Source organism: Comamonas sp. A23 (genome assembly GCF_004522605.1).
GTDB lineage: Bacteria > Pseudomonadota > Gammaproteobacteria > Burkholderiales > Burkholderiaceae_C > Comamonas > Comamonas thiooxydans.
The window spans coordinates 273531-290974 of sequence record NZ_RSDT01000003.1; the positions used below are offsets into that span (position 1 = coordinate 273531).

The 17444-nt window shown below is 64.2% G+C and carries 17 protein-coding genes; 8 read left to right on the forward strand and 9 right to left on the reverse strand.

Annotated features, from left to right (window positions below; all coding sequences use genetic code 11):
* Nucleotides 1–122: 122 nt before the first annotated feature.
* The 3 genes from EIC84_RS09540 to EIC84_RS09550 are packed head-to-tail and all read left to right on the forward strand — an operon-like array spanning nt 123 to nt 3379.
* Nucleotides 123–1097 (forward strand): cation diffusion facilitator family transporter, encoded by a 975-nt coding sequence (locus EIC84_RS09540; protein WP_034362875.1) that lies wholly within the window; start codon nt 123–125, stop codon nt 1095–1097.
* Complete coding sequence (gene dtd, locus EIC84_RS09545) at nt 1094–1543, forward strand: D-aminoacyl-tRNA deacylase (protein WP_003068709.1); 450 nt, start codon at nt 1094–1096, stop codon at nt 1541–1543. Before EIC84_RS09540 ends, dtd begins: the two co-directional genes overlap by 4 nt.
* 54 nt (nt 1544–1597) lie before the next feature.
* Complete coding sequence (locus EIC84_RS09550) at nt 1598–3379, forward strand: dipeptidase (protein WP_003068711.1); 1782 nt, start codon at nt 1598–1600, stop codon at nt 3377–3379.
* Nucleotides 3380–3425: 46 nt separating this feature from the next.
* Here the strand turns inward: EIC84_RS09550 and EIC84_RS09555 are convergent, their stop codons facing one another.
* Nucleotides 3426–4751, reverse strand: coding sequence for an amidohydrolase (locus tag EIC84_RS09555; protein ID WP_003068713.1), 1326 nt, complete (start codon nt 4749–4751; stop codon nt 3426–3428).
* Nucleotides 4752–4914: 163 nt separating this feature from the next.
* On the opposite strand from EIC84_RS09555, the gene dbpA reads away from it, so the two are divergent.
* Entirely contained in the window at nt 4915–6324 is a 1410-nt protein-coding gene (dbpA, locus tag EIC84_RS09560) for an ATP-dependent RNA helicase DbpA (RefSeq protein ID WP_003068715.1), read from the forward strand.
* 122 nt (nt 6325–6446) lie between these two features.
* Here dbpA and EIC84_RS09565 read toward each other — a convergent pair whose 3' ends face one another.
* Entirely contained in the window at nt 6447–7211 is a 765-nt protein-coding gene (locus EIC84_RS09565) for a sulfite exporter TauE/SafE family protein (RefSeq protein WP_003068717.1), read from the reverse strand.
* A 192-nt stretch (nt 7212–7403) separates the two neighbouring features.
* On the opposite strand from EIC84_RS09565, the gene EIC84_RS09570 reads away from it, so the two are divergent.
* Nucleotides 7404–8387, forward strand: coding sequence for a tripartite tricarboxylate transporter substrate binding protein (locus tag EIC84_RS09570; RefSeq protein WP_003068719.1), 984 nt, complete (start codon nt 7404–7406; stop codon nt 8385–8387).
* Between the two features lie 65 nt (nt 8388–8452).
* Here the strand turns inward: EIC84_RS09570 and EIC84_RS09575 are convergent, their stop codons facing one another.
* The 6 genes from EIC84_RS09575 to EIC84_RS09600 form a co-directional block, all read right to left on the reverse strand.
* A complete protein-coding gene (locus tag EIC84_RS09575) occupies nt 8453–9124 on the reverse strand; it encodes an outer membrane protein (RefSeq protein ID WP_003068720.1) in 672 nt (223 codons plus the stop codon).
* Nucleotides 9125–9142: 18 nt separating this feature from the next.
* Nucleotides 9143–9637, reverse strand: coding sequence for a heme-binding protein (locus EIC84_RS09580; RefSeq protein ID WP_003068722.1), 495 nt, complete (start codon nt 9635–9637; stop codon nt 9143–9145).
* A gap of 91 nt (nt 9638–9728) precedes the next feature.
* On the reverse strand, nt 9729–10355 hold the full coding sequence (locus tag EIC84_RS09585; RefSeq protein ID WP_003068724.1) for a response regulator transcription factor: 627 nt from the start codon (nt 10353–10355) through the stop codon (nt 9729–9731).
* A gap of 7 nt (nt 10356–10362) precedes the next feature.
* Complete coding sequence (locus EIC84_RS09590; protein WP_003068726.1) at nt 10363–11877, reverse strand: sensor histidine kinase; 1515 nt, start codon at nt 11875–11877, stop codon at nt 10363–10365.
* Nucleotides 11878–11898: 21 nt separating this feature from the next.
* Nucleotides 11899–12357, reverse strand: coding sequence for an rRNA maturation RNase YbeY (gene ybeY, locus EIC84_RS09595; protein WP_003068729.1), 459 nt, complete (start codon nt 12355–12357; stop codon nt 11899–11901).
* Nucleotides 12358–12406: 49 nt separating this feature from the next.
* Nucleotides 12407–13417 (reverse strand): PhoH family protein, encoded by a 1011-nt coding sequence (locus EIC84_RS09600; RefSeq protein ID WP_003068731.1) that lies wholly within the window; start codon nt 13415–13417, stop codon nt 12407–12409.
* Between the two features lie 49 nt (nt 13418–13466).
* On the opposite strand from EIC84_RS09600, the gene ruvA reads away from it, so the two are divergent.
* Nucleotides 13467–14042, forward strand: a complete 576-nt coding sequence (gene ruvA / locus EIC84_RS09605; protein WP_003068733.1) for a Holliday junction branch migration protein RuvA — start codon at nt 13467–13469, stop codon at nt 14040–14042.
* A 49-nt stretch (nt 14043–14091) separates the two neighbouring features.
* Entirely contained in the window at nt 14092–15645 is a 1554-nt protein-coding gene (locus EIC84_RS09610) for a serine protease (protein ID WP_003068735.1), read from the forward strand.
* 18 nt (nt 15646–15663) lie between these two features.
* Here EIC84_RS09610 and EIC84_RS09615 read toward each other — a convergent pair whose 3' ends face one another.
* The gene (locus tag EIC84_RS09615; RefSeq protein ID WP_003068738.1) at nt 15664–16197 is read right to left on the reverse strand and encodes a peroxiredoxin; all 534 of its coding nucleotides are present in this window, start codon (nt 16195–16197) and stop codon (nt 15664–15666) included.
* Between the two features lie 142 nt (nt 16198–16339).
* On the opposite strand from EIC84_RS09615, the gene ruvB reads away from it, so the two are divergent.
* Complete coding sequence (ruvB, locus tag EIC84_RS09620; protein ID WP_003068741.1) at nt 16340–17434, forward strand: Holliday junction branch migration DNA helicase RuvB; 1095 nt, start codon at nt 16340–16342, stop codon at nt 17432–17434.
* Nucleotides 17435–17444 lie beyond the last annotated feature (10 nt).

Below are 17444 nucleotides of genomic sequence, written 5' to 3' on the forward strand. Positions count from 1 at the left end.
AGGTCAGCCTCGACCATGACATGTCCATCACGATAAGGGATTCTGGGTTGCTTTATAGACAACTTGCAAAGACTATTGATGTATCAAAGCACTTGGTGATATAGAGGCTGTAGAACCTGAACATGTCCAAATCTGACGTCTCAACATATTCACAATGGCTGCAGCCGCACAATTTGCTGCGCCTCTCCGTGGTGGTGGCACTGCTCACCATTGTGCTCAAGACCCTGGCCTGGTGGCTGACCGGTTCGGTAGGCCTGCTGTCCGATGCGCTGGAGTCCTTTGTGAACCTGGCCGGAGCCATGTTTGCTCTGACCATGGTGACCGTGGCCAAGCGACCGGCGGATACCGAGCACCCTTATGGACATTACAAGGCAGAGTACTTCTCGGCCGGTTTCGAGGGCGTGCTGGTCATAGGCGCCAGCCTGGCGATTGCCTGGGCGGCGCTGTCGCGGCTGTGGAGCCCGCAACCACTGGAGCAATTGAGCTGGGGCCTGATGCTGTCGCTGCTCAGCACCGTCTTCAACGGGCTGCTGGCCTGGGTCATGCTACGCTCTTCACGCAAATACCGCTCCATGGCGCTGGAGGGCGATGCGCGGCATTTGCTGACCGATGTCTGGACTTCGGTGGGCGTGGTGGTCGGGCTGCTGGCCGCCGCCTTGACGGGCTGGCTGTGGGTGGATGCACTGGTGGCTCTGGCAGTGGCTGTGCATATTTGCGTGCAGGGGGTGCAACTGGTCTGGCAGTCCTCGCAAGGACTGATGGATCAGGCGCTGGACGCGCCGCAGCGTCTCAAGATTGACACTTTGCTGGACGGCTATGTCAAGAGCAACGAGGGGGTGAACTTTGACAATATCTCCAGCCGCCAGGCGGGGGAGCGCAGCTTTGTGGACTTTCACATGCATGTTCCCGGCCAGTGGAGCGTGCAGCGAGCGGCACAATTGCGCTCCGAGATTGAAGCCGCGCTGCTGCAGGCCATTCCAGGCCTGTATGCCCGCATCGAGCTGCTGCCCATGGGCATGAACACGGTCAGCGAAGTGGCCGATGGAGAGCAGGGCGGCGAAGCACAGGGTGCGGCCAAGGAAGGTTTGAGTACATGATGAGTGTGATTCAGCGCGTCAAGCAGGCGCGCGTGGAGGTCGACGGCCGTATTACGGGCCAGATCGACCAGGGCTTGCTGGCGCTGGTCTGTGCCGAGCGCGGCGATACCGAGGCCGAGGCCGACAAGCTGTTGGCTAAGATGCTCAAGCTGCGCATCTTCAGCGACGAGGCCGGCAAGATGAACAAAAGCCTGCAGGACATTGGCGGAGGACTGCTGGTGGTCAGCCAGTTCACGCTGGCGGCCGACACCAGAGGCGGCAATCGCCCCAGCTTTACCGCAGCCGCCGCGCCCGACGAAGGCCGACGCCTCTACGAATACTTTGTGGACCAGGCCAGGCTTGCCCACGCTCAGGTGCAGACCGGCGAGTTCGCCGCCGACATGCAGGTGCACCTGGTCAATGACGGACCCGTCACCATTCCCATGCGCATGGAGCCGCAGGCCTAGGCAGTTCCGGGCCTGCGAACCCATCCGTCACCACGATTCCACCAAGAGCTGTTCATGAAGCAATCCTGCAATTCCTCTTTGTCCCTCATAGCCGCCGGCCTGATTCTGGGTCTGGCAAGCGCCAGTCTGCCCATCCAGGCGCAGACCTTGAAGAAACCCGCGCTGGACGCACTGATCGCATCGTCCGCCCCGACCCCGCCCGAATCCTTCAAGGCCTTTGCGCAGCAGGCTGCCAGGGCCGAGCCGGGTGTGGCGCCAGCCGTGCAGCGATACACGCGCGGCCAGACGCTGTCGGATGGCGAGCTCGCGGATATCGCGCGATTGTTGGGTGTGTACAACCGTCTGACACAGGAGACAGCGGTGCTGGAAAGCCTGCAGCGCATGGTGGCGCTGCCCACGGTGCGCGATCCCAAGGTGCCCCCGCATGAGAGTCCGGCCATCCTGGACTTCGGCAAGCTCGTGGCATCCATGGCCACCGAGTTCGGGCTGCGCTTTCGCAATGTGGACAACCGCATTTTTGAAGTGACGCTGCCAGCCGATGCGGCGAGCCGCGCCAGCGAGGCCGCCGAGTTCGGCATCCTGACCCATGCCGATGTGGTGCCGGTGGTGGCCGCCGAGTGGGTGCTGGACGGCAAGCAGATCAACCCTTTTCAGGTCACCCGCGTGGGCGATCGGCTTTATGGGCGCGGCACGATTGACGACAAGGGCTCCATCGCCACCGTGCTGTATGCGATGAAGGCGGTCAAGGACAGCGGTCTGCCGCTGTCGCGCAGCATTCGTCTGATGATAGAGACTACCGAGGAAACCGGCGGCGATGCCATGAAGTACTACCAGAGCAAGACCTCGCTGCCGCAGTACAACATCGTGCTGGACAGCAAGTACCCGGCCGTGGTCGCTGAAAAGGGCACGGGCGCGCTCAAGGCCTTGTTTGCGGATGTTCCCGTGGATGCCGCCAAGCCCGCCATCACCGCCATGGCCGGCGCCGCCTCGGCCAACTCCATTGCGCAGACGGCCTCCGCCTCCGTCTCTGCCACCGATGCAGCTGCGCTGGATCAGATCGCGCAGCGGCTGTCCAAGGACAAGGACGACTTTGTGCGCAGGCATGAGGGGCAGGGGAAGTTCTCCATCGATGTGCAGCGCGCCGAGGGGCAGGTCACAGTCAAGGTCAGCGGTGCTTCCGCTCACGGCTCGCGCCCTGAGGAGGGGGTGAATCCCGTGCCGCGCCTGGCGCTGTTCCTGCAGCAGAGCCTGATGCCGGAGCAGGGCGCAGCACTGGTGCAGCCCAATCAGTACAGCCAGGCCGTGCGCTATATCAATGGCGTGTTCGGCCTGGACTATCTGGGCCGGCAGCTGGGCATTGCCTATGCCGATGATTTCATGGGGCCGCTCACGCTGTCGCCCAATCTCATCAAGTCCGCGGACGGCAAGCTGGAGGTGACGGCCAATGCGCGCATGCCGCGGGGCAAGACGCCGGAGCAGCTGCGCGCCGAGGTGGAGCAGGGCATTGCCCGCTGGAGTGAGGCGGCCAAGGTGCCGGTCAGCGTGCAGTACACCCAGGGCAACTGGATGGCTCGCGACCCCAAGGGCGCATGGCTGAGCACCCTGCTCAATATCTTTGGCGACACTACGGGACTGGACGCCAGGCCCGTGCCGACCGCAGGCAGCACCACGGCCAAGCTCATGCCCAACGCCATCAACTTCGGCCCGGCCATGCCCGGCAAGAAGTACACGGCCCACAATGCGCTGGAGTACCAGGAGCTGCCGGATCTGCGCACGGACATGCAGATGTTCACCGAGATGCTGGTGCGCATCGGCAATCTGAAGCAGATGCAGTGACGCGCTGAAGGCAAGGCGCAGCCCCGATGGCGGGGCTGGCTTGCGGTTACTGCATCACGTTCATGACCGCCAGGGTCATGGTTTCCACGCCGGTCTTGAACGTGGGTTCTGGCTCGGGGGCGAAGAAGGGTGAGTGATTGAAGGGCAGCGGCTTGCCACCGGGCTGACTGGCCTCGGCCACCTTCTTGGGGTCGTACACGCCCAGGGTGTAGAACATGGATGGCACACCCTGATTGATGAAGTCCGAGAAATCTTCGCTGGCCGTGATGGGTGAGATGGGGATCACATTGCGGTCGCCGAGTGCGGCCTTGAACAGCTTGACCGTGCGGTCTACCAGTGCCGCGTCATTGACCACTGCATCCGAGCCCTTGGTCAGTTTGATCTCGGGGGCAGGAGCGCCCGACATGGCGGCTTCGGCCTTGGCCGTGCGCTCAATGCCTTCGTGCATTCTGGTGCGCACCTCGCTCTTGTAGCTGCGGATTGTTCCGAGCAGCCGCGCCTGGTCGGGAATGATATTGCCCGCGCTGCCCGAGTTGAAGGCGCCCACGGTGACCACGCCGAACTCCATGGGATCTTTCTCGCGGCTGATCACGCCTTGCACATCCACCACGAAGCGCGAGGCCATGAGCACGGGGTCTATGCCTTTGTCGGGCATGGAGCCATGGCTGCCACGGCCGTGAAACGTGATGTCCAGCGAGTCCGAGTTGGAGGTCGCCGGCCCGGCCACATAGCCGACCATGCCGTAGGGCATGGAGCCGGTATGCAGAGCAAAAGCGTAGTCGGGTTTGCCGAATTTCTTGAACAGACCGTCGGCCAGCATGGCCTTGGCTCCGGTCACGGTTTCCTCGGAGGGCTGGGCCACGAACATCAGCGTGCCCTTCCATTGCTTCTTCAGGCCCAGCAGCGCCTGCGCCGTGCCCAACCAGCTGGTCATATGCATGTCGTGGCCGCAGCTATGGGCGACAAAGCTCTCCTTGCCGTTGTACTGGGCCTTGGCCTTGCTCGCATAGGGCAGGCCGGTTTTTTCCTCCATGGGCAGGGCGTCCAGCTCGGTGCGTACCATGACGGTGGGGCCCGCGCCATTGCGGTAGATGGCGACCAGGCCGGTCTTGCCAATGCCCTCGGTGACTTCAAAGCCCAGCTTGCGCATCTCGGCAGCCAGCTTGGCGGCGGTGCGTGTTTCCTGAAAACCCAGCTCGGGGTTGGCATGCAGGTCTTCGTAGATGCCGCGCAACTGCGGATACATCTGGGCGATCAGCTGCTGCAGCTGGGGTTTGAGCGGCTGGGGATCCAGCTCTGCTGCCTGGGTCGAGCCCAGGGTGAAGGCCAGCGTGGCGACGGCGCAGAACTTGCGGGTAAGGCTAGGGTGCATGTGAGGGTCTGTGGTTGGCTTCAAACAGAGGCGGCCATTGAAGACCGCGCTTTCAGACTAGGAGCATGGCCGGCTCGAATTGAAGAGGGGCAACCCGCAAACGACACCGTGAATAGCGATGGCTCAAGGCTTTTGCGGCGCAGGCCCGGGATAATCCGCTCCCATGAATACCTCCACCAGCGCCGCCCAGGCCTCTGATTCCACCGCTTTCTCGGCGCTGCCCCTGTCCCCCGAAATGCTGGCCAACCTCCAGCAGCTCGGCTATGCGCAGATGACGCCCATCCAGGCCGCCAGCCTGCCGTTGACCCTGCAGGGCAAGGACCTGATCGCCCAGGCCAGCACCGGCAGCGGCAAGACGGCTGCCTTCGGCCTGCCCATGGTGGACCGCCTGAACCCGCGCTGGTTTGCCGTCCAGGCCCTGGTGCTGTGTCCCACGCGCGAACTGGCCGACCAGGTCGCCACCGAAATCCGCCGCCTGGCGCGTGCGCAGGACAACATCAAGGTCGTCACCGTCTATGGCGGCGTGCCCTCGCGCAACCAGATCGCTTCGCTGGAAAACGGCGCGCACATCGTCGTCGGTACACCCGGGCGCGTGATGGATCTTATGGAGCGCGGCAAGCTCGACATCGGCAACCTCAAGACCCTGGTGCTGGACGAGGCCGATCGCATGCTGGACATGGGCTTTCTCGGCGACATCGAAACCGTGGTGCGCCAATGCCCGGCGGATCGTCAGACCTTGCTGTTCTCGGCGACCTACCCCGATGGCATTGCCTCGCTGGCCAGCCGCTTCATGCGCGATCCTCAGACCGTCAAGGTCGCGACCCAGCACAGCGCCGGCAAGATCGCACAGCGCTGGTACGAGGTTGGCGCTCGTGACAAGGTGGACACCGTTGCCAAGCTGCTGGCGCACTTCCGCCCCGAGTCGAGCATTGCCTTTTGCAACACCAAGCAGCAATGCCGCGACGTGGTGAGCGAGCTGCAGGCTCAGGGCTTCAGCGCTCTGGCCCTCTTCGGCGAGCTGGAGCAGCGCGAGCGCGACGAGGTGCTGGTGCAGTTTGCCAACAAGAGCTGCAGCGTGCTGGTCGCTACCGATGTGGCGGCGCGCGGTCTGGACATTGCCGATCTGTCGGCCGTCATCAATGTCGATGTCACGCCCGACCCCGAGGTCCATATCCACCGTATCGGCCGCACGGGCCGTGGCGATGCCGAAGGGCTGGCGCTGAATCTGGTGTCCATGGACGAGATGGGCAGCGTGGGCAAGATCGAGCAGCTGCAAGGCCGGGCTTCGCAGTTCTTCCCCGTGGAAGAGCTCACGCCCGCCGCCGGTGGCGAGCTGCTGCCGCCCATGATGACCATCCAGATCATCGGCGGGCGCAAGGAAAAGATCCGCGCAGGCGACGTGATGGGCGCCATGTGCGCCGACTTCGGCTACAGCCGCGAGCAGATCGGCAAGATCAGCGTCAACGACTTTTCCACCTATGTGGCCGTGGATCGCAAGATCGCCTCGGCGGCCTGCGCCAAGCTCAATGGTGGCAAGGTCAAGGGCAAGACCGTCAAGGCGCGGCTGCTCTAAGCACGTCAACACGTTCTAAGCACCGTCCATCAAATTGATCTCCAGCGCTTTCCCACAAAGCGCGGGATGCTCACAAAAAAGCCTTCTCGGTCACGAGAAGGCTTTTTGCTTTGGACGCCGCTTCAGCCTTTGGCGAAGAACAGCCCTGCCATCACCAGCCCCGTGGCCACAATGCCCCAGCGCAGGACATGGGGCGCAATCTTGCGCGCCACGTGCGCTCCCAGATAGCCGCCCAGGGTGGCGGCCGCCATCATGACCAGGGCCAGCTTCCACTCCACAATGCCGCCCACGGCGTAGATCACCACGGCAATCGCCGTCAGCAGGGCCGAGACCAGGTTCTTCATGCCGTTCATGGCGTTGAGCGAGGTCTGGCCCAGCAGGCCGAACAAGGCCAGCAGCAAAATGCCCAGGCCGCCGTTGAAGTAGCCGCCATAGATGGCCACGATCAGCATGCCTGCAGCGGCCTTGGCCATCGATGGGGTGGCATGAGCGGAATTCTTGCCCGCAGCCCAGGCGCGCAGCTGCGGGCCGAAGGCGAACATGGCGGTGGCGGCCAGCAGCAGCCAGGGCACGACCTTGCGGAAGGTGGCGTCGGGCGTGAACAGCAGCAGCGCCGCACCCGCAGAGCCGCCGATCAGGGACAGCGCCACCACCTGTTTCATGGACAGGCCTGGCGGGGATTGCATATCGTCCTTGAAACCCCAGGCGCCCGCCATATAGCCTGGCAGCAGGGCCACGGTTCCCGTGGCATTGGCAATCACGGGTGGCACGCCGGTGAAGACCAGTGCGGGAAGGGTCAGAAAGCTGCCGCCACCGGCGACGGCGTTGAGCGCGCCGGCCGTGAAAGCGGCGGCCAGCAAAAGGGCGAGGTGGCCCAGGTTCTCCATGTTCTTGTCTCCTGATTTTCTCTATCGGCATTGCGCCTTGTGGTTGGGGTCGATCTTAGGCGCTGGCCCGCGTCACCTCTTTTCTTTTTCTTGCGTGGTTAATTATTTTTGGAAATAAAAGAATGTGAAAACAGTATTTTGAGGAATAAGTGATTGTTTTGACAATCAACTCCTTAGTTAAGGAGTTTTGCCGTGAATCTGCCCCGTTTCCTTTCCCGCACCGCCTGGGCCATGCTGGCTGCAAGCTGTGTATCGGGCGCAGCCATGGCTCAGCAGCCGGAGTTTCCTGCGCGCTCCGTCAAGCTGGTGGTGGCCAACGGCCCCGGCAGCGCCCCGGATCTGCTGGCCCGTCAGGTGGGCAATCTGGTGGGCAGGGACTGGAAGCAGGCCATCGTGGTGGAAAACAAGGGCGCGGCCGGCGGTGTCTCGGCCGTGGATGCCGTGGTCAAGGCCCAGCCTGATGGCTACACCCTGCTGGTGGGCGGCGACAGCGCCATCACCATCATGCCCAATGTGCAGCGCAACCTTCCCTATGACGTCAAGAACGACCTGGTGCCGGTGACCAAGCTGGGCCAGTCCGACTTCGTGCTGGTGGCCAATCCCAGGAAGGGCTTCAAGACCTTGCAGGACTTTGTGGCTTATGCCAAGACCCACCCGGGCAAGATCAACTATGCCTCCTCGGGCGCGGGGGGCGCCCAGCATCTGGCCATGGAGCAGTTCAAGCAGCGCGCAGGCTTTTTCGCCACGCATATTCCCTATCGCGGCGGCCCTCAGGGCCTGCAGGATGTGCTGGCCGGCCAGGTCGATGTGATGCTGATTGCTGTTGCTCCGGCGCTTACCCAGATCCAGAGCGGCAAGCTCACGGCGCTGGCCGTGTCCGGCCTGCAGCGCCATGCACTGCTGCCCCAGGTGCAGACCCTGGCCGAGAGTTACAAGGGCTTTGAGGCCGGTGCCTGGTTCGGTTTGTTCGCACCCAAGGGCACGCCCGCTGCCGTGGTTCAGGCCATTGCCCAGGACACGGACAAGGCGCTCAGGGACCCCGAGCTGCGCAAGAGTCTGCTGCAGCAGGGCATCACCCCCGTGGGTGAGGGCCAACAAGTGTTTGCCAAACAGATCAGGACCGAAGATGTGCGCGTTGCCCAACTGGTGCGCAGCATTGGCCTGAGCGTCGAGTAAACGGCTTTACGCATCAGCAGAAAAAGCGGCCGAGGGCCGCTTTTTCTTTGCTCTAGAGGACTGGGTCAGAAGCTGTAACGCAGGCCGATCGAGATTTCGCTGGCCGTCAGCTTGGCACGCATCTGCTCGTCCTGCAGGCCGCGGACGTTGGCGAAGTTGTTGGCACCGCTCTTGGCCTTGCCCATGTCGACATAGCGCCAGCCCAGATCGATGCTGAGCTTCTGGACAGGCGAATAGCTGACGCCAAAACCCACGGAATACGCCAGATTGTTCTGGGTGTCGCTGATGTACTGACGGCCCGGATTGCCCTGCCAGCCGCTAGACTCCAGACGTGCCAGGCCCAGGCCGGCCATTCCGTACAGCGAGAACTGGGAGTTCAGGGGGAAATCCTTGTATGCATTGACCATCAGGCGCTGCGAGCGGATCTGGTGGTGGTTGAAGCTGGTGGGGAAGCGGGTAGAGCCGCTGGTGAACTCGTTGTTCTTGGGCAGGGTGTACTCGGCTTCCACGCGCCAGTTCGACGGGAGCTGATAACCAAGGGCCAGGGAGCCACCTGTGGCGGTATTCGACTCGTCGCCAGGCACGAACTGGCCCAGGCCGGGGCGGGCGCTGGAGTCCATGTCGTGGGCCTGGTAGCGTGCGGAATTGATCCGCAGGGCGCCGTAGTAGCTATCGTCGGCAAAAGCGCTGCCTGAAGCAGCCAGGATCAGCAGGGGGGCAAGGCGTTGAAATTTCACGAAAAATCCTAGATCCGATTACTTCAGCAGGTCTTGCACCTTGGCCAGGGCGGCCTGTGCGCATTGGTCGTCCAGATGACCGCCGGGCGCACCGGCCACGCCCACGGCACCGATCACCTCATTGCCCACCTTCACGGGCACGCCGCCGCCCAGCAGCAGGAAGCCGGGGATGTCCTTGAGGTTGGCTGCGCCGGCGTTCTTCTGGGAGTTTTCCATGATGGCAAGCGTTGGCGCCTTGGCCGATGCCGAGGTGAAGGCCTTTTCGCGGCTGGCTTCCACGGTGTGTGGGCCGGCGTTGTCGGCACGCTGCACGGCGCGCACGCCGCCGGCGCGATCGACCACGGTGGCGGTCACGGCATAGCTGCTGGCGGCGCAGGCCGAGACGGACTGGGCGGCGATCTGGTTGGCCAGCTCCAGCGACATATTCTTTTCCGTGCGCACGCCCTGGGCGTTGGCGGTGCCGGCGGTCAGCATGGCCAGAGTCAGGGCGGCAAGTGTCAGAGTGTGTTTCATACGTTTTTCCGGGTGGATGGGTATGAACGCAACTGTAGAAAAACGCCACCCGGGCGTCCATGCGGCAGGCTACGCGCCTACCTCCGTAGAACTACGGAGCGGCGTCCTCGACCAGGGCCGCGTAGCGCCGGATGAGCATGGCCAGCGAGTCGGTCTCCAGCTTGGCGAACAGGTTGGCGCGGTGGGTCTCCACCGTGCGCGGCGAGAGCGACAGCGCGCGGCCGATCTCCTTGTTGGTGAGCCCCTCCACGATCAGGCCCAGCACCTCGCATTCGCGGCTCGAGAGCTGTGCATAACGCTCGCGCGCCTGCCGGTCGGCCTGGTGGCGCTCGCGCGAGCGCACATGCTGGCGCACGGAGGCCTGCAGCGCCTCGATGAGCAGCTCGTCATCGACCGGTTTCTCAAGGAATTCTGCAGCCCCGGCCTTGAAGGCGCGGCGGCACATCTCCACGGTTCCATGGCCCGTGAGCATGATCACAGGCTGATCCACCCCTTGCGCCACCAGCCTGTCCAGCACAGCCAGCCCGCTGGTGCCGGGCATGCGCACGTCGAGCACGATGGCGCCCACGTCGCTGCGGTCGAACTCGGCGAGAAAGACATGCGGGTCGGACCAGGTTTGGACGCGCAGGCCTACCGTGCCTATGAGCAGTGCCAGGCTGTCGCGCACGGCGGCATCGTCGTCCACAAGGTGAATCAGGGGCGAGAGGGAAGAGGTCATGTCGCGTTCAAGGCAGGTGGGCCAGCGGGAGCTGCAGATGAAATTCGGCCCCAGGCCCGTCGGCAGGCGAAGGAGAGGAGGGCGCCAAAGTGAGCTCGCCTCCCATTGCCTGCGCCAGGCTTTCCGACAGCGACAAGCCCAATCCCAGGCCGCCGGAGCGTGTGGTGTAGAACGGGGTGAACAGGCGCGCTCGCGCCTCGGGCGCCACGCCGGGGCCGGTGTCGCGCACGCTCAGCAGGACTCGCGCGCCCTGGGGGCTCAGTGTGAGGCGCAAGCGGCGCTGGCCGGGCTCGGTCTGCTCCATGGCCTGCAGCGCGTTCATCACCAAGTTGTGGATGATCTGTTGCAAGGCCACAGGCTCGGCACGCACGGCCGGCAGGTCTGTGGGTGCATCCACCTGCACGGCAATGCTGCGGCGGCGCAGCTCGGGCTCCAGCAGGTGCAGTGCATCATGCACGGCGGTGGACAGGGGCAGAGCCTGGACCTGGCCCGACAGATCGGGCCGCTCGACCACGCGGCGCAGGCGCCCCACGACGGCACTGGCGCGCCTTGCCTGGGCCACGGCCTGACTCATGGCATGGCGCGCCATGTCCAGATCTGGCTCCTCATCGCCCAGCAGGCGCTGTGCCGCCTGGGTATTGGCCAGCAGCGCGGTCAGCGGCTGGTTGAGTTCATGCGCCATACCCGCGGCCAGTTCGCCGAGCTGGTTGAGACGGGCGACCTGGCCCAGACGCAGCAGCTCTTCTGCCCGGCGTGCTGTCACGCGCTGGCGCAGCAGGGTGCGCAGTGCGGCCAGTGCTGCAGCGCTGGCCGCCACCCAGGCCAGCATGGTGGCCCAGGGCAGCTCGCTCCAGCCCACGTCGCGCTCCAGCACCACATCGAAGGGCTGGCTCTGCGAGGCCAGCAGCTTGTGAAAGTCGTAATTCCAGCCATGCTCCAGACGCCGCCCGGCCTGCACGGTAAAGGCTTGGCCCTGATACTTAAGCCGCACGCGCACTGGACTGGTCTGGGCATCCATGGGCCACTCGTCCCAGGGAATGGTGGCATGCAGATCCAGCAGCAGGGCGTGGTCGGCGGCTGGGCCGGCAAGCGCCAGCCATACCCGGCCTTTGGGCAGGTCGGCCCAGGCCAGTTCGGCATGGCCGCTTTGCAGCGAGCGGGCCTCTGCCATATCCAGCGCGGCACCCAGGTCATGAGGCCAGTCAGCCGGCCAGCTGCTGTCCGGCAGGCGGCGCAGTACCTCGATGATCTGCGGATAGGCGGCTGGCAGGCGCGGCAGCGGCAAGGCCGCCTTGGCACTGCGGCCTTCCGCAGGTGGCTGTAGCAGGGGCAGCATGGCCATCACCGCATCGTGTTGCACGGCACGCTGGCTCAGCAGCCGATGCACGATGCGTGCATCCGTCACGAATGCATCCTCCAGGGCCAGCAACCGCGCATGCATGAGCCAGCCTGCGCCCGCAATGGCCACCAGGGCCCAGGCTAGCAGCCAGGCCAGGGGGCGGCGCCAGTGGGGGATGATCATGATGGCCGGTGTTGTCGCGGATTATTTGGCGTAAGGGTCTTCGTAACCCATCTCCTTCATGATGTCGGTCTCGTAAGCCTCCATCTCTTCGGCGTCTTCCTCGCTGGTCTCGTGGTCCCAGCCCTGGGCATGCAGCGTGCCATGCACCAGCAGGTGGGCGTAATGCTCTTCCAGGCTCTTGTTCTGCTCCTGGGCCTCGCGCTCCACCACGGGGGCGCAGAGCACCAGATCGGCCATCACGGTCGGCTCCTGATGATAGTCGAAGGTCAGCACATTGGTCGCGTAGTCCTTTTTGCGGTACTCGCGATTGAGCTTGCGGCCTTCCTCTGTATCCACGATGCGCACGGTGATCTCGGCATCCACGGCCAGCGCATGGCGGATCCAGCGCGTGACGCGGCTGCGGCTCAGCAGTTCGCGATGGGCGGCGGCCTCGGCGCTGGGGCCGAATTGCAGCGATAGTTGCAGTTGATTTAAGGTCATTTTGGCTTTTAGCCCTTATGAGGTAAGTGCTAGTAGCTATTGATTTTGATTAAAGTTCGTCTGCCGTTGGCAGCGGGCGGGCCGAACGGGGGCTGCTGCGGTGCTTGGGCGCCGAAGTGCCTTCGGACACGCGGCCGCGTGCGTCATAGGCGTCCACAATGCGGGCCACCAGCGGGTGGCGCACCACGTCGGCGCTGGTGAAGTGGTTGATGGAGATGCCCTTGACGCGTTTGAGGACGCGCTCGGCATCGACAAGTCCGCTGGGTGCTCCCTTGGGCAGGTCGACCTGGCTCACGTCGCCTGTGACCACGGCCTTGGCGCCAAAGCCGATGCGGGTCAGAAACATCTTCATCTGCTCGGGCGTGGTGTTCTGCGCCTCGTCCAGGATCACGAAGGCGTTGTTCAGCGTGCGTCCGCGCATGAAGGCCAGCGGAGCGATCTCCAGCGCATTGCGCTCGAAGGCCTTCTGCACTTTCTCGTAACCCATCAGATCGTAGAGCGCGTCATACAGCGGGCGCAGATAGGGGTCCACCTTCTGCGTCAGGTCGCCGGGCAGAAAGCCCAGGCGTTCGCCGGCTTCCACGGCGGGCCGGGTCAGCACGATGCGCTGCACGGCGCTGCGCTCCAGCGCGTCCACGGCGCAGGCCACGGCCAGATAGGTCTTGCCCGTGCCGGCCGGGCCGATGCCGAAGCTGATGTCGTGATTGGCGATGTTTTCCAGATACAGCGCCTGGTTGGGCGTGCGGGCGCGCAGATCGGCACGGCGCGTGGTCAGCTGCGGAGCCGTCAGGTCGGCCTCCAGCATCTCGACATCGCCGGCCAGCATGAGCTGCAGCGTATCTTCTGCAATCACGTAGTCGGCGATCTCATAGAGAGCCTGAAGCAGCTCCAGCGCCTCATTGGCCTTGGCCTTGGGGCCGTCGATCTTGAACTGCTCGTGGCGGTGAGCGATCTTGACGCCCAGCGCGATTTCGATGGTGCGCAGATGCGCATCTGCCGGGCCGCAGAGATGGGTCAGGCGCGTATTGTTATGGGGTGTGAAGGTATGGCGCAGGATCACGCGGATAATTTCTCAAAAGAATCGCCGCACGGTGCGGCAAAGGATTTCAATGATAGGCAAATTGACTGGAACGCTGCTGGAAAAAAACCCGCCCGAAGTCCTGGTGGACTGTGCCGGTGTGGGCTATGAGGTGCAGGTGCCCATGAGCACCTTCTACAACTTGCCTGCCAATGGTGCCAAGGTAGCCTTGCTGACCCATTTCGTGGTGCGGGAAGACGCCCAGCTGCTGTTCGGCTTCGCAACGGCCCGCGAGCGCCAGACCTTCCGCGAACTCATCAAGATCACCGGCATAGGACCGCGCATGGCACTGGCCGTGCTCAGCGGCATGAGCATCGATGATCTCGCGGACGCGGTATCGCAGCAGCAAGCAGGGCGATTGGTCAAGGTGCCCGGCATCGGCAAGAAGACCGCCGAGCGGCTGCTGCTGGAGCTCAAGGGCAAGATCGGCGCGGATACCGGTGCGCAGTCGCTGTTTGCCAATAACAACGACCAGAACGATATTCTGCAGGCACTGATGGCGCTGGGCTACTCGGACAAGGAGGCCTCGGCCGCCCTCAAGAAACTCCCACCCGATGTAGGGGTGAGCGAGGGCATTAAGCTCGCGCTCAAGGCTTTGACCAAATAGCTTCGCTGGCCCTGTGCCAGTCTGATCGTGAACTGCAGGAGAACACGATATGCATTGGTGGATACAGGGCAGGCGCATTCCCTCTCTATGCGCAAGCCTGATGCTGGTGGTGCTGACCGCTTGCGGCGGCGGAGGGGGCGGAGGCAGTGTTCCGGACCCAGGCCCTGGCGGCGCAGGTGTCGGTAACGGCGGCGGCAATGGTGCGGGCGTCGCAGAGACCAGTCCTCCGCCGGGTCCGCCCACGGCCTATGTGCTGGATTCGCTGATAGTGCCTGCCGCCCAGACTGCGGCTTCGGCCAGAGGCGTGGCCGTGGCATCCGTGGCCGTGCGACCCAAGGCCGTCGATTTGGCATTGCCGCAGTGGAACGACGCGCCTTTGCCGGTCATGCCCATGCCTGGTGTGCCCATGCAGATCGGGGCGCCGCGGGCGCTGTCTTCGCTGCAGTCCGCAGGCGACATGGCACGTACGTTGCGATGGGCCGGGGCACCGGACGGCGGACAGGTGGCGGCGATCAGCATCACATCGACCGGCGCCCATGGCCTGCGGCTGGGGCTGGTGGTCGATGCCATGCCCGATGCCGCCGAGCTCAGGCTGTACCGCAAGGATCGCAGCAAGACCGGGTTCGAGACCACGGGCAAGGCCATCAACGAGGCCATTGCGCGCAACCGTCGCGCCGACGGCGACACCCGGGCGGCTGGCATCTGGTGGACCCCCGACCTGGGCGCCGATGAGGTCACGCTGGAGATCGCACTGCCTGCGGGGCTGTCGACATCGCAGCTGCGCATTGCCATACCCACGCTCACCCATGCCTATGTCAACCTGGCTTTGCCCGTGGAGCTGGAGCTGCGCGATAGCCTTGTGCCCAGAAATGTGGGCGATGCCGCGGGTTGCGAGCTCGATGCCAGCTGCGCCGATCAGTACGCGGTCGAGCGCAATGCCGTGGCGCGCATGACCTATGTGGGCCCCGACAACCGCTACTACTACTGCACGGGCTCCCTGCTGAACAATACCAAGCGGGACTACACGCCGTATTTTCTATCGGCCAGTCACTGCATCTCGACGCAGGCAGCCGCCACTTCGCTGCGCACGGACTGGTTTTTCCGTTCGGCAAGCTGCAATAGCTTCGAGCCGAATGCAAGCACCTTGGCGCTGCAGCGCGGTGCCACGCTGCTGTATTCGACCGCTGTGACCGATGCCACGCTGATGCGACTCAATGAGGTGCCACCTGCCGGTGCGACGCTGGCCGGCTGGGATGCGAGAGGAACGGCGGTGACGGGGACGGCCATCTACGGACTGCATCACCCGCAGGGCGACTTGCTCAAATACAGCGAAGGCCAAGTGCAGAGCTACAGAAACTGCAGCCTGGGCGCCGGCAGCATCACCTGCAGCCCGGGCAATGCCCAGAGCGATTTTGTGAACGTCGGCTGGAGCAAGGGCGTGACCGAAGGCGGCAGCAGTGGCTCGGCCATGTTTGCGGGCGGACGCGTCGTGGGCACGTTGTCCGGCGGCAGCAGCTCGTGTACGGTCAGCGGGGGCTCCGACGTCTACAGCCGCTTCGACCGGACCTTCAGCAGCCAGATCGGAAACTGGCTGGCGCAGTGACCGAGGGCCGGGCAGGGCCTATTTCCCCTGCAACTGCCTGACGGCCGCCTTGGTCTGCTCCACATGGGCCAGCGGGTCGCTGCTGACAAGGGCGAACTTCACCTTGCCGTCCTGGCCCACCACATAGGAGATGCGGTCGGCCCTGGCAGGGTTGGCGGCAGCACCCGCGTCATAGGCCTTGATGGTGACGGCCCGAGGGTCCGAAGCCACGGCAAACTGGTCGCGGCAGGCTTCGGTGGAAAAGCGCTTGAGGGTGTCGATATCGTCATGTGACATGCCCACCACCGTGGCTTTCATGGCGGCGAACTGGGGCGTGGCTTCGGCAAAGGCATGGGCTTCCAGCGTGCAGCCCTGGGTGAAAGCCTTGGGGAAGAAATACAGCACCACCGGCCCTTTCTTGAGCGCCTCGGCCATATCGAAGTCAAAAGCCTTGCCGGCAACGGCTGCGGGCGTCTTGAAGCCAGGTGCTGCATCGCCGGCCTTGAGCGCAGCCTGGGCAGCGACGGACAGGCAAAGCAGGGCGGCCGTACAGGCCAGGGTGTGAATACGCATGAAAAAGCTCCTCGGATCTTTGCCGTCATTGTGCGCAAAGCCAGGGGCCGGCCGTCAATGTGGGGCACTGCAACTGTGGGATTTTGTTTTCCCCTGTATTTTTAATCAGTGTCCCTGTCATGCTTGGGGCACAATTGCCGCCATGACGATTCATGTGGACGAATTTGCGGCCAGCCCCGCACCTGCACGCAAGGCCAGAAGCGCGGCCGCCGACCCCGAGGCGGCTGCGCCGCGCATGGTCTCGGCCGGGCATTCGTCCCAGGGCGAAGAGGCGCTGGAGCGTGCCCTGCGCCCCAAGCAGCTCGACGAATATGTGGGCCAGGCCAAGGCGCGAGAGCAGCTCGAGATCTTCATCGGCGCTGCCAAGAAGCGCAGCGAGGCGCTCGATCATGTGCTGCTGTTCGGCCCGCCGGGCCTGGGCAAGACCACGCTGTCCCACATCATCGCTGCCGAGTTGGGCGTGAACCTGCGCCAGACCAGCGGCCCGGTGCTGGAAAAACCCAAGGATCTGGCGGCACTGCTCACCAATCTCGAGCCCAACGATGTGCTGTTCATCGACGAGATTCACCGCCTGAGCCCGGTGGTCGAGGAAATCCTCTACCCGGCGCTGGAGGACTATCAGATAGACATCATGATCGGCGAAGGTCCGGCTGCACGCTCCATCAAGCTCGATCTCCAGCCATTCACGCTGGTGGGCGCGACCACGCGCGCCGGCATGCTCACCAACCCGCTGCGCGATCGCTTCGGCATCGTGGCGCGGCTGGAGTTCTATACCTCGGAGGAGCTCTCGCGCATCGTCAGGCGCAGCGCCGGACTGCTCAATGCGCCGATTGACGCGGAAGGCTGCTTCGAGATCGCGCGCCGCTCGCGCGGCACGCCGCGCATTGCCAATCGCCTGCTGCGCCGCGTGCGCGACTATGCCGATGTCAAGGGCGACGGCCGCATCACGCGCGAGATTGCCGACAGGGCGCTGGCCATGCTCGATGTGGACCCCCAGGGCTTTGACATCATGGACCGCAAGCTGCTCGAAGCCGTGGTGCATCGTTTCGACGGCGGCCCGGTAGGGCTGGACAATATCGCCGCCAGCATTGGCGAGGAGTCGGGCACCATCGAGGACGTGATCGAGCCCTATCTGATCCAGCAGGGCTTTTTGCAGCGCACGCCGCGCGGGCGCATGGCGACCCAGGCGGCGTACCGCCATCTCGGATTGCCGGTGCCGGGCGACGACGCTTCCTGAGCGTCGCAGG

Excerpts from the sequence above, each read along its gene's own strand:
- EIC84_RS09580 (WP_003068722.1), bottom strand. The coding sequence starts at position 9,637 with ATGAAACACACTCTGACACTTGCCGCCCTGACTCTGGCCATGCTGACC.
- EIC84_RS09540 (WP_034362875.1), top strand. The coding sequence starts at position 123 with ATGTCCAAATCTGACGTCTCAACATATTCACAATGGCTGCAGCCGCAC.
- EIC84_RS09565 (WP_003068717.1), bottom strand. The coding sequence starts at position 7,211 with ATGGAGAACCTGGGCCACCTCGCCCTTTTGCTGGCCGCCGCTTTCACG.
- EIC84_RS09585 (WP_003068724.1), bottom strand. The coding sequence starts at position 10,355 with ATGACCTCTTCCCTCTCGCCCCTGATTCACCTTGTGGACGACGATGCC.
- dtd (WP_003068709.1), top strand. The coding sequence starts at position 1,094 with ATGATGAGTGTGATTCAGCGCGTCAAGCAGGCGCGCGTGGAGGTCGAC.
- EIC84_RS09590 (WP_003068726.1), bottom strand. The coding sequence starts at position 11,877 with ATGATCATCCCCCACTGGCGCCGCCCCCTGGCCTGGCTGCTAGCCTGG.
- ruvB (WP_003068741.1), top strand. The coding sequence starts at position 16,340 with ATGACGATTCATGTGGACGAATTTGCGGCCAGCCCCGCACCTGCACGC.
- EIC84_RS09615 (WP_003068738.1), bottom strand. The coding sequence starts at position 16,197 with ATGCGTATTCACACCCTGGCCTGTACGGCCGCCCTGCTTTGCCTGTCC.
- ruvA (WP_003068733.1), top strand. The coding sequence starts at position 13,467 with ATGATAGGCAAATTGACTGGAACGCTGCTGGAAAAAAACCCGCCCGAA.
- EIC84_RS09610 (WP_003068735.1), top strand. The coding sequence starts at position 14,092 with ATGCATTGGTGGATACAGGGCAGGCGCATTCCCTCTCTATGCGCAAGC.
- dbpA (WP_003068715.1), top strand. The coding sequence starts at position 4,915 with ATGAATACCTCCACCAGCGCCGCCCAGGCCTCTGATTCCACCGCTTTC.
- ybeY (WP_003068729.1), bottom strand. The coding sequence starts at position 12,357 with ATGACCTTAAATCAACTGCAACTATCGCTGCAATTCGGCCCCAGCGCC.
- EIC84_RS09550 (WP_003068711.1), top strand. The coding sequence starts at position 1,598 with ATGAAGCAATCCTGCAATTCCTCTTTGTCCCTCATAGCCGCCGGCCTG.
- EIC84_RS09555 (WP_003068713.1), bottom strand. The coding sequence starts at position 4,751 with ATGCACCCTAGCCTTACCCGCAAGTTCTGCGCCGTCGCCACGCTGGCC.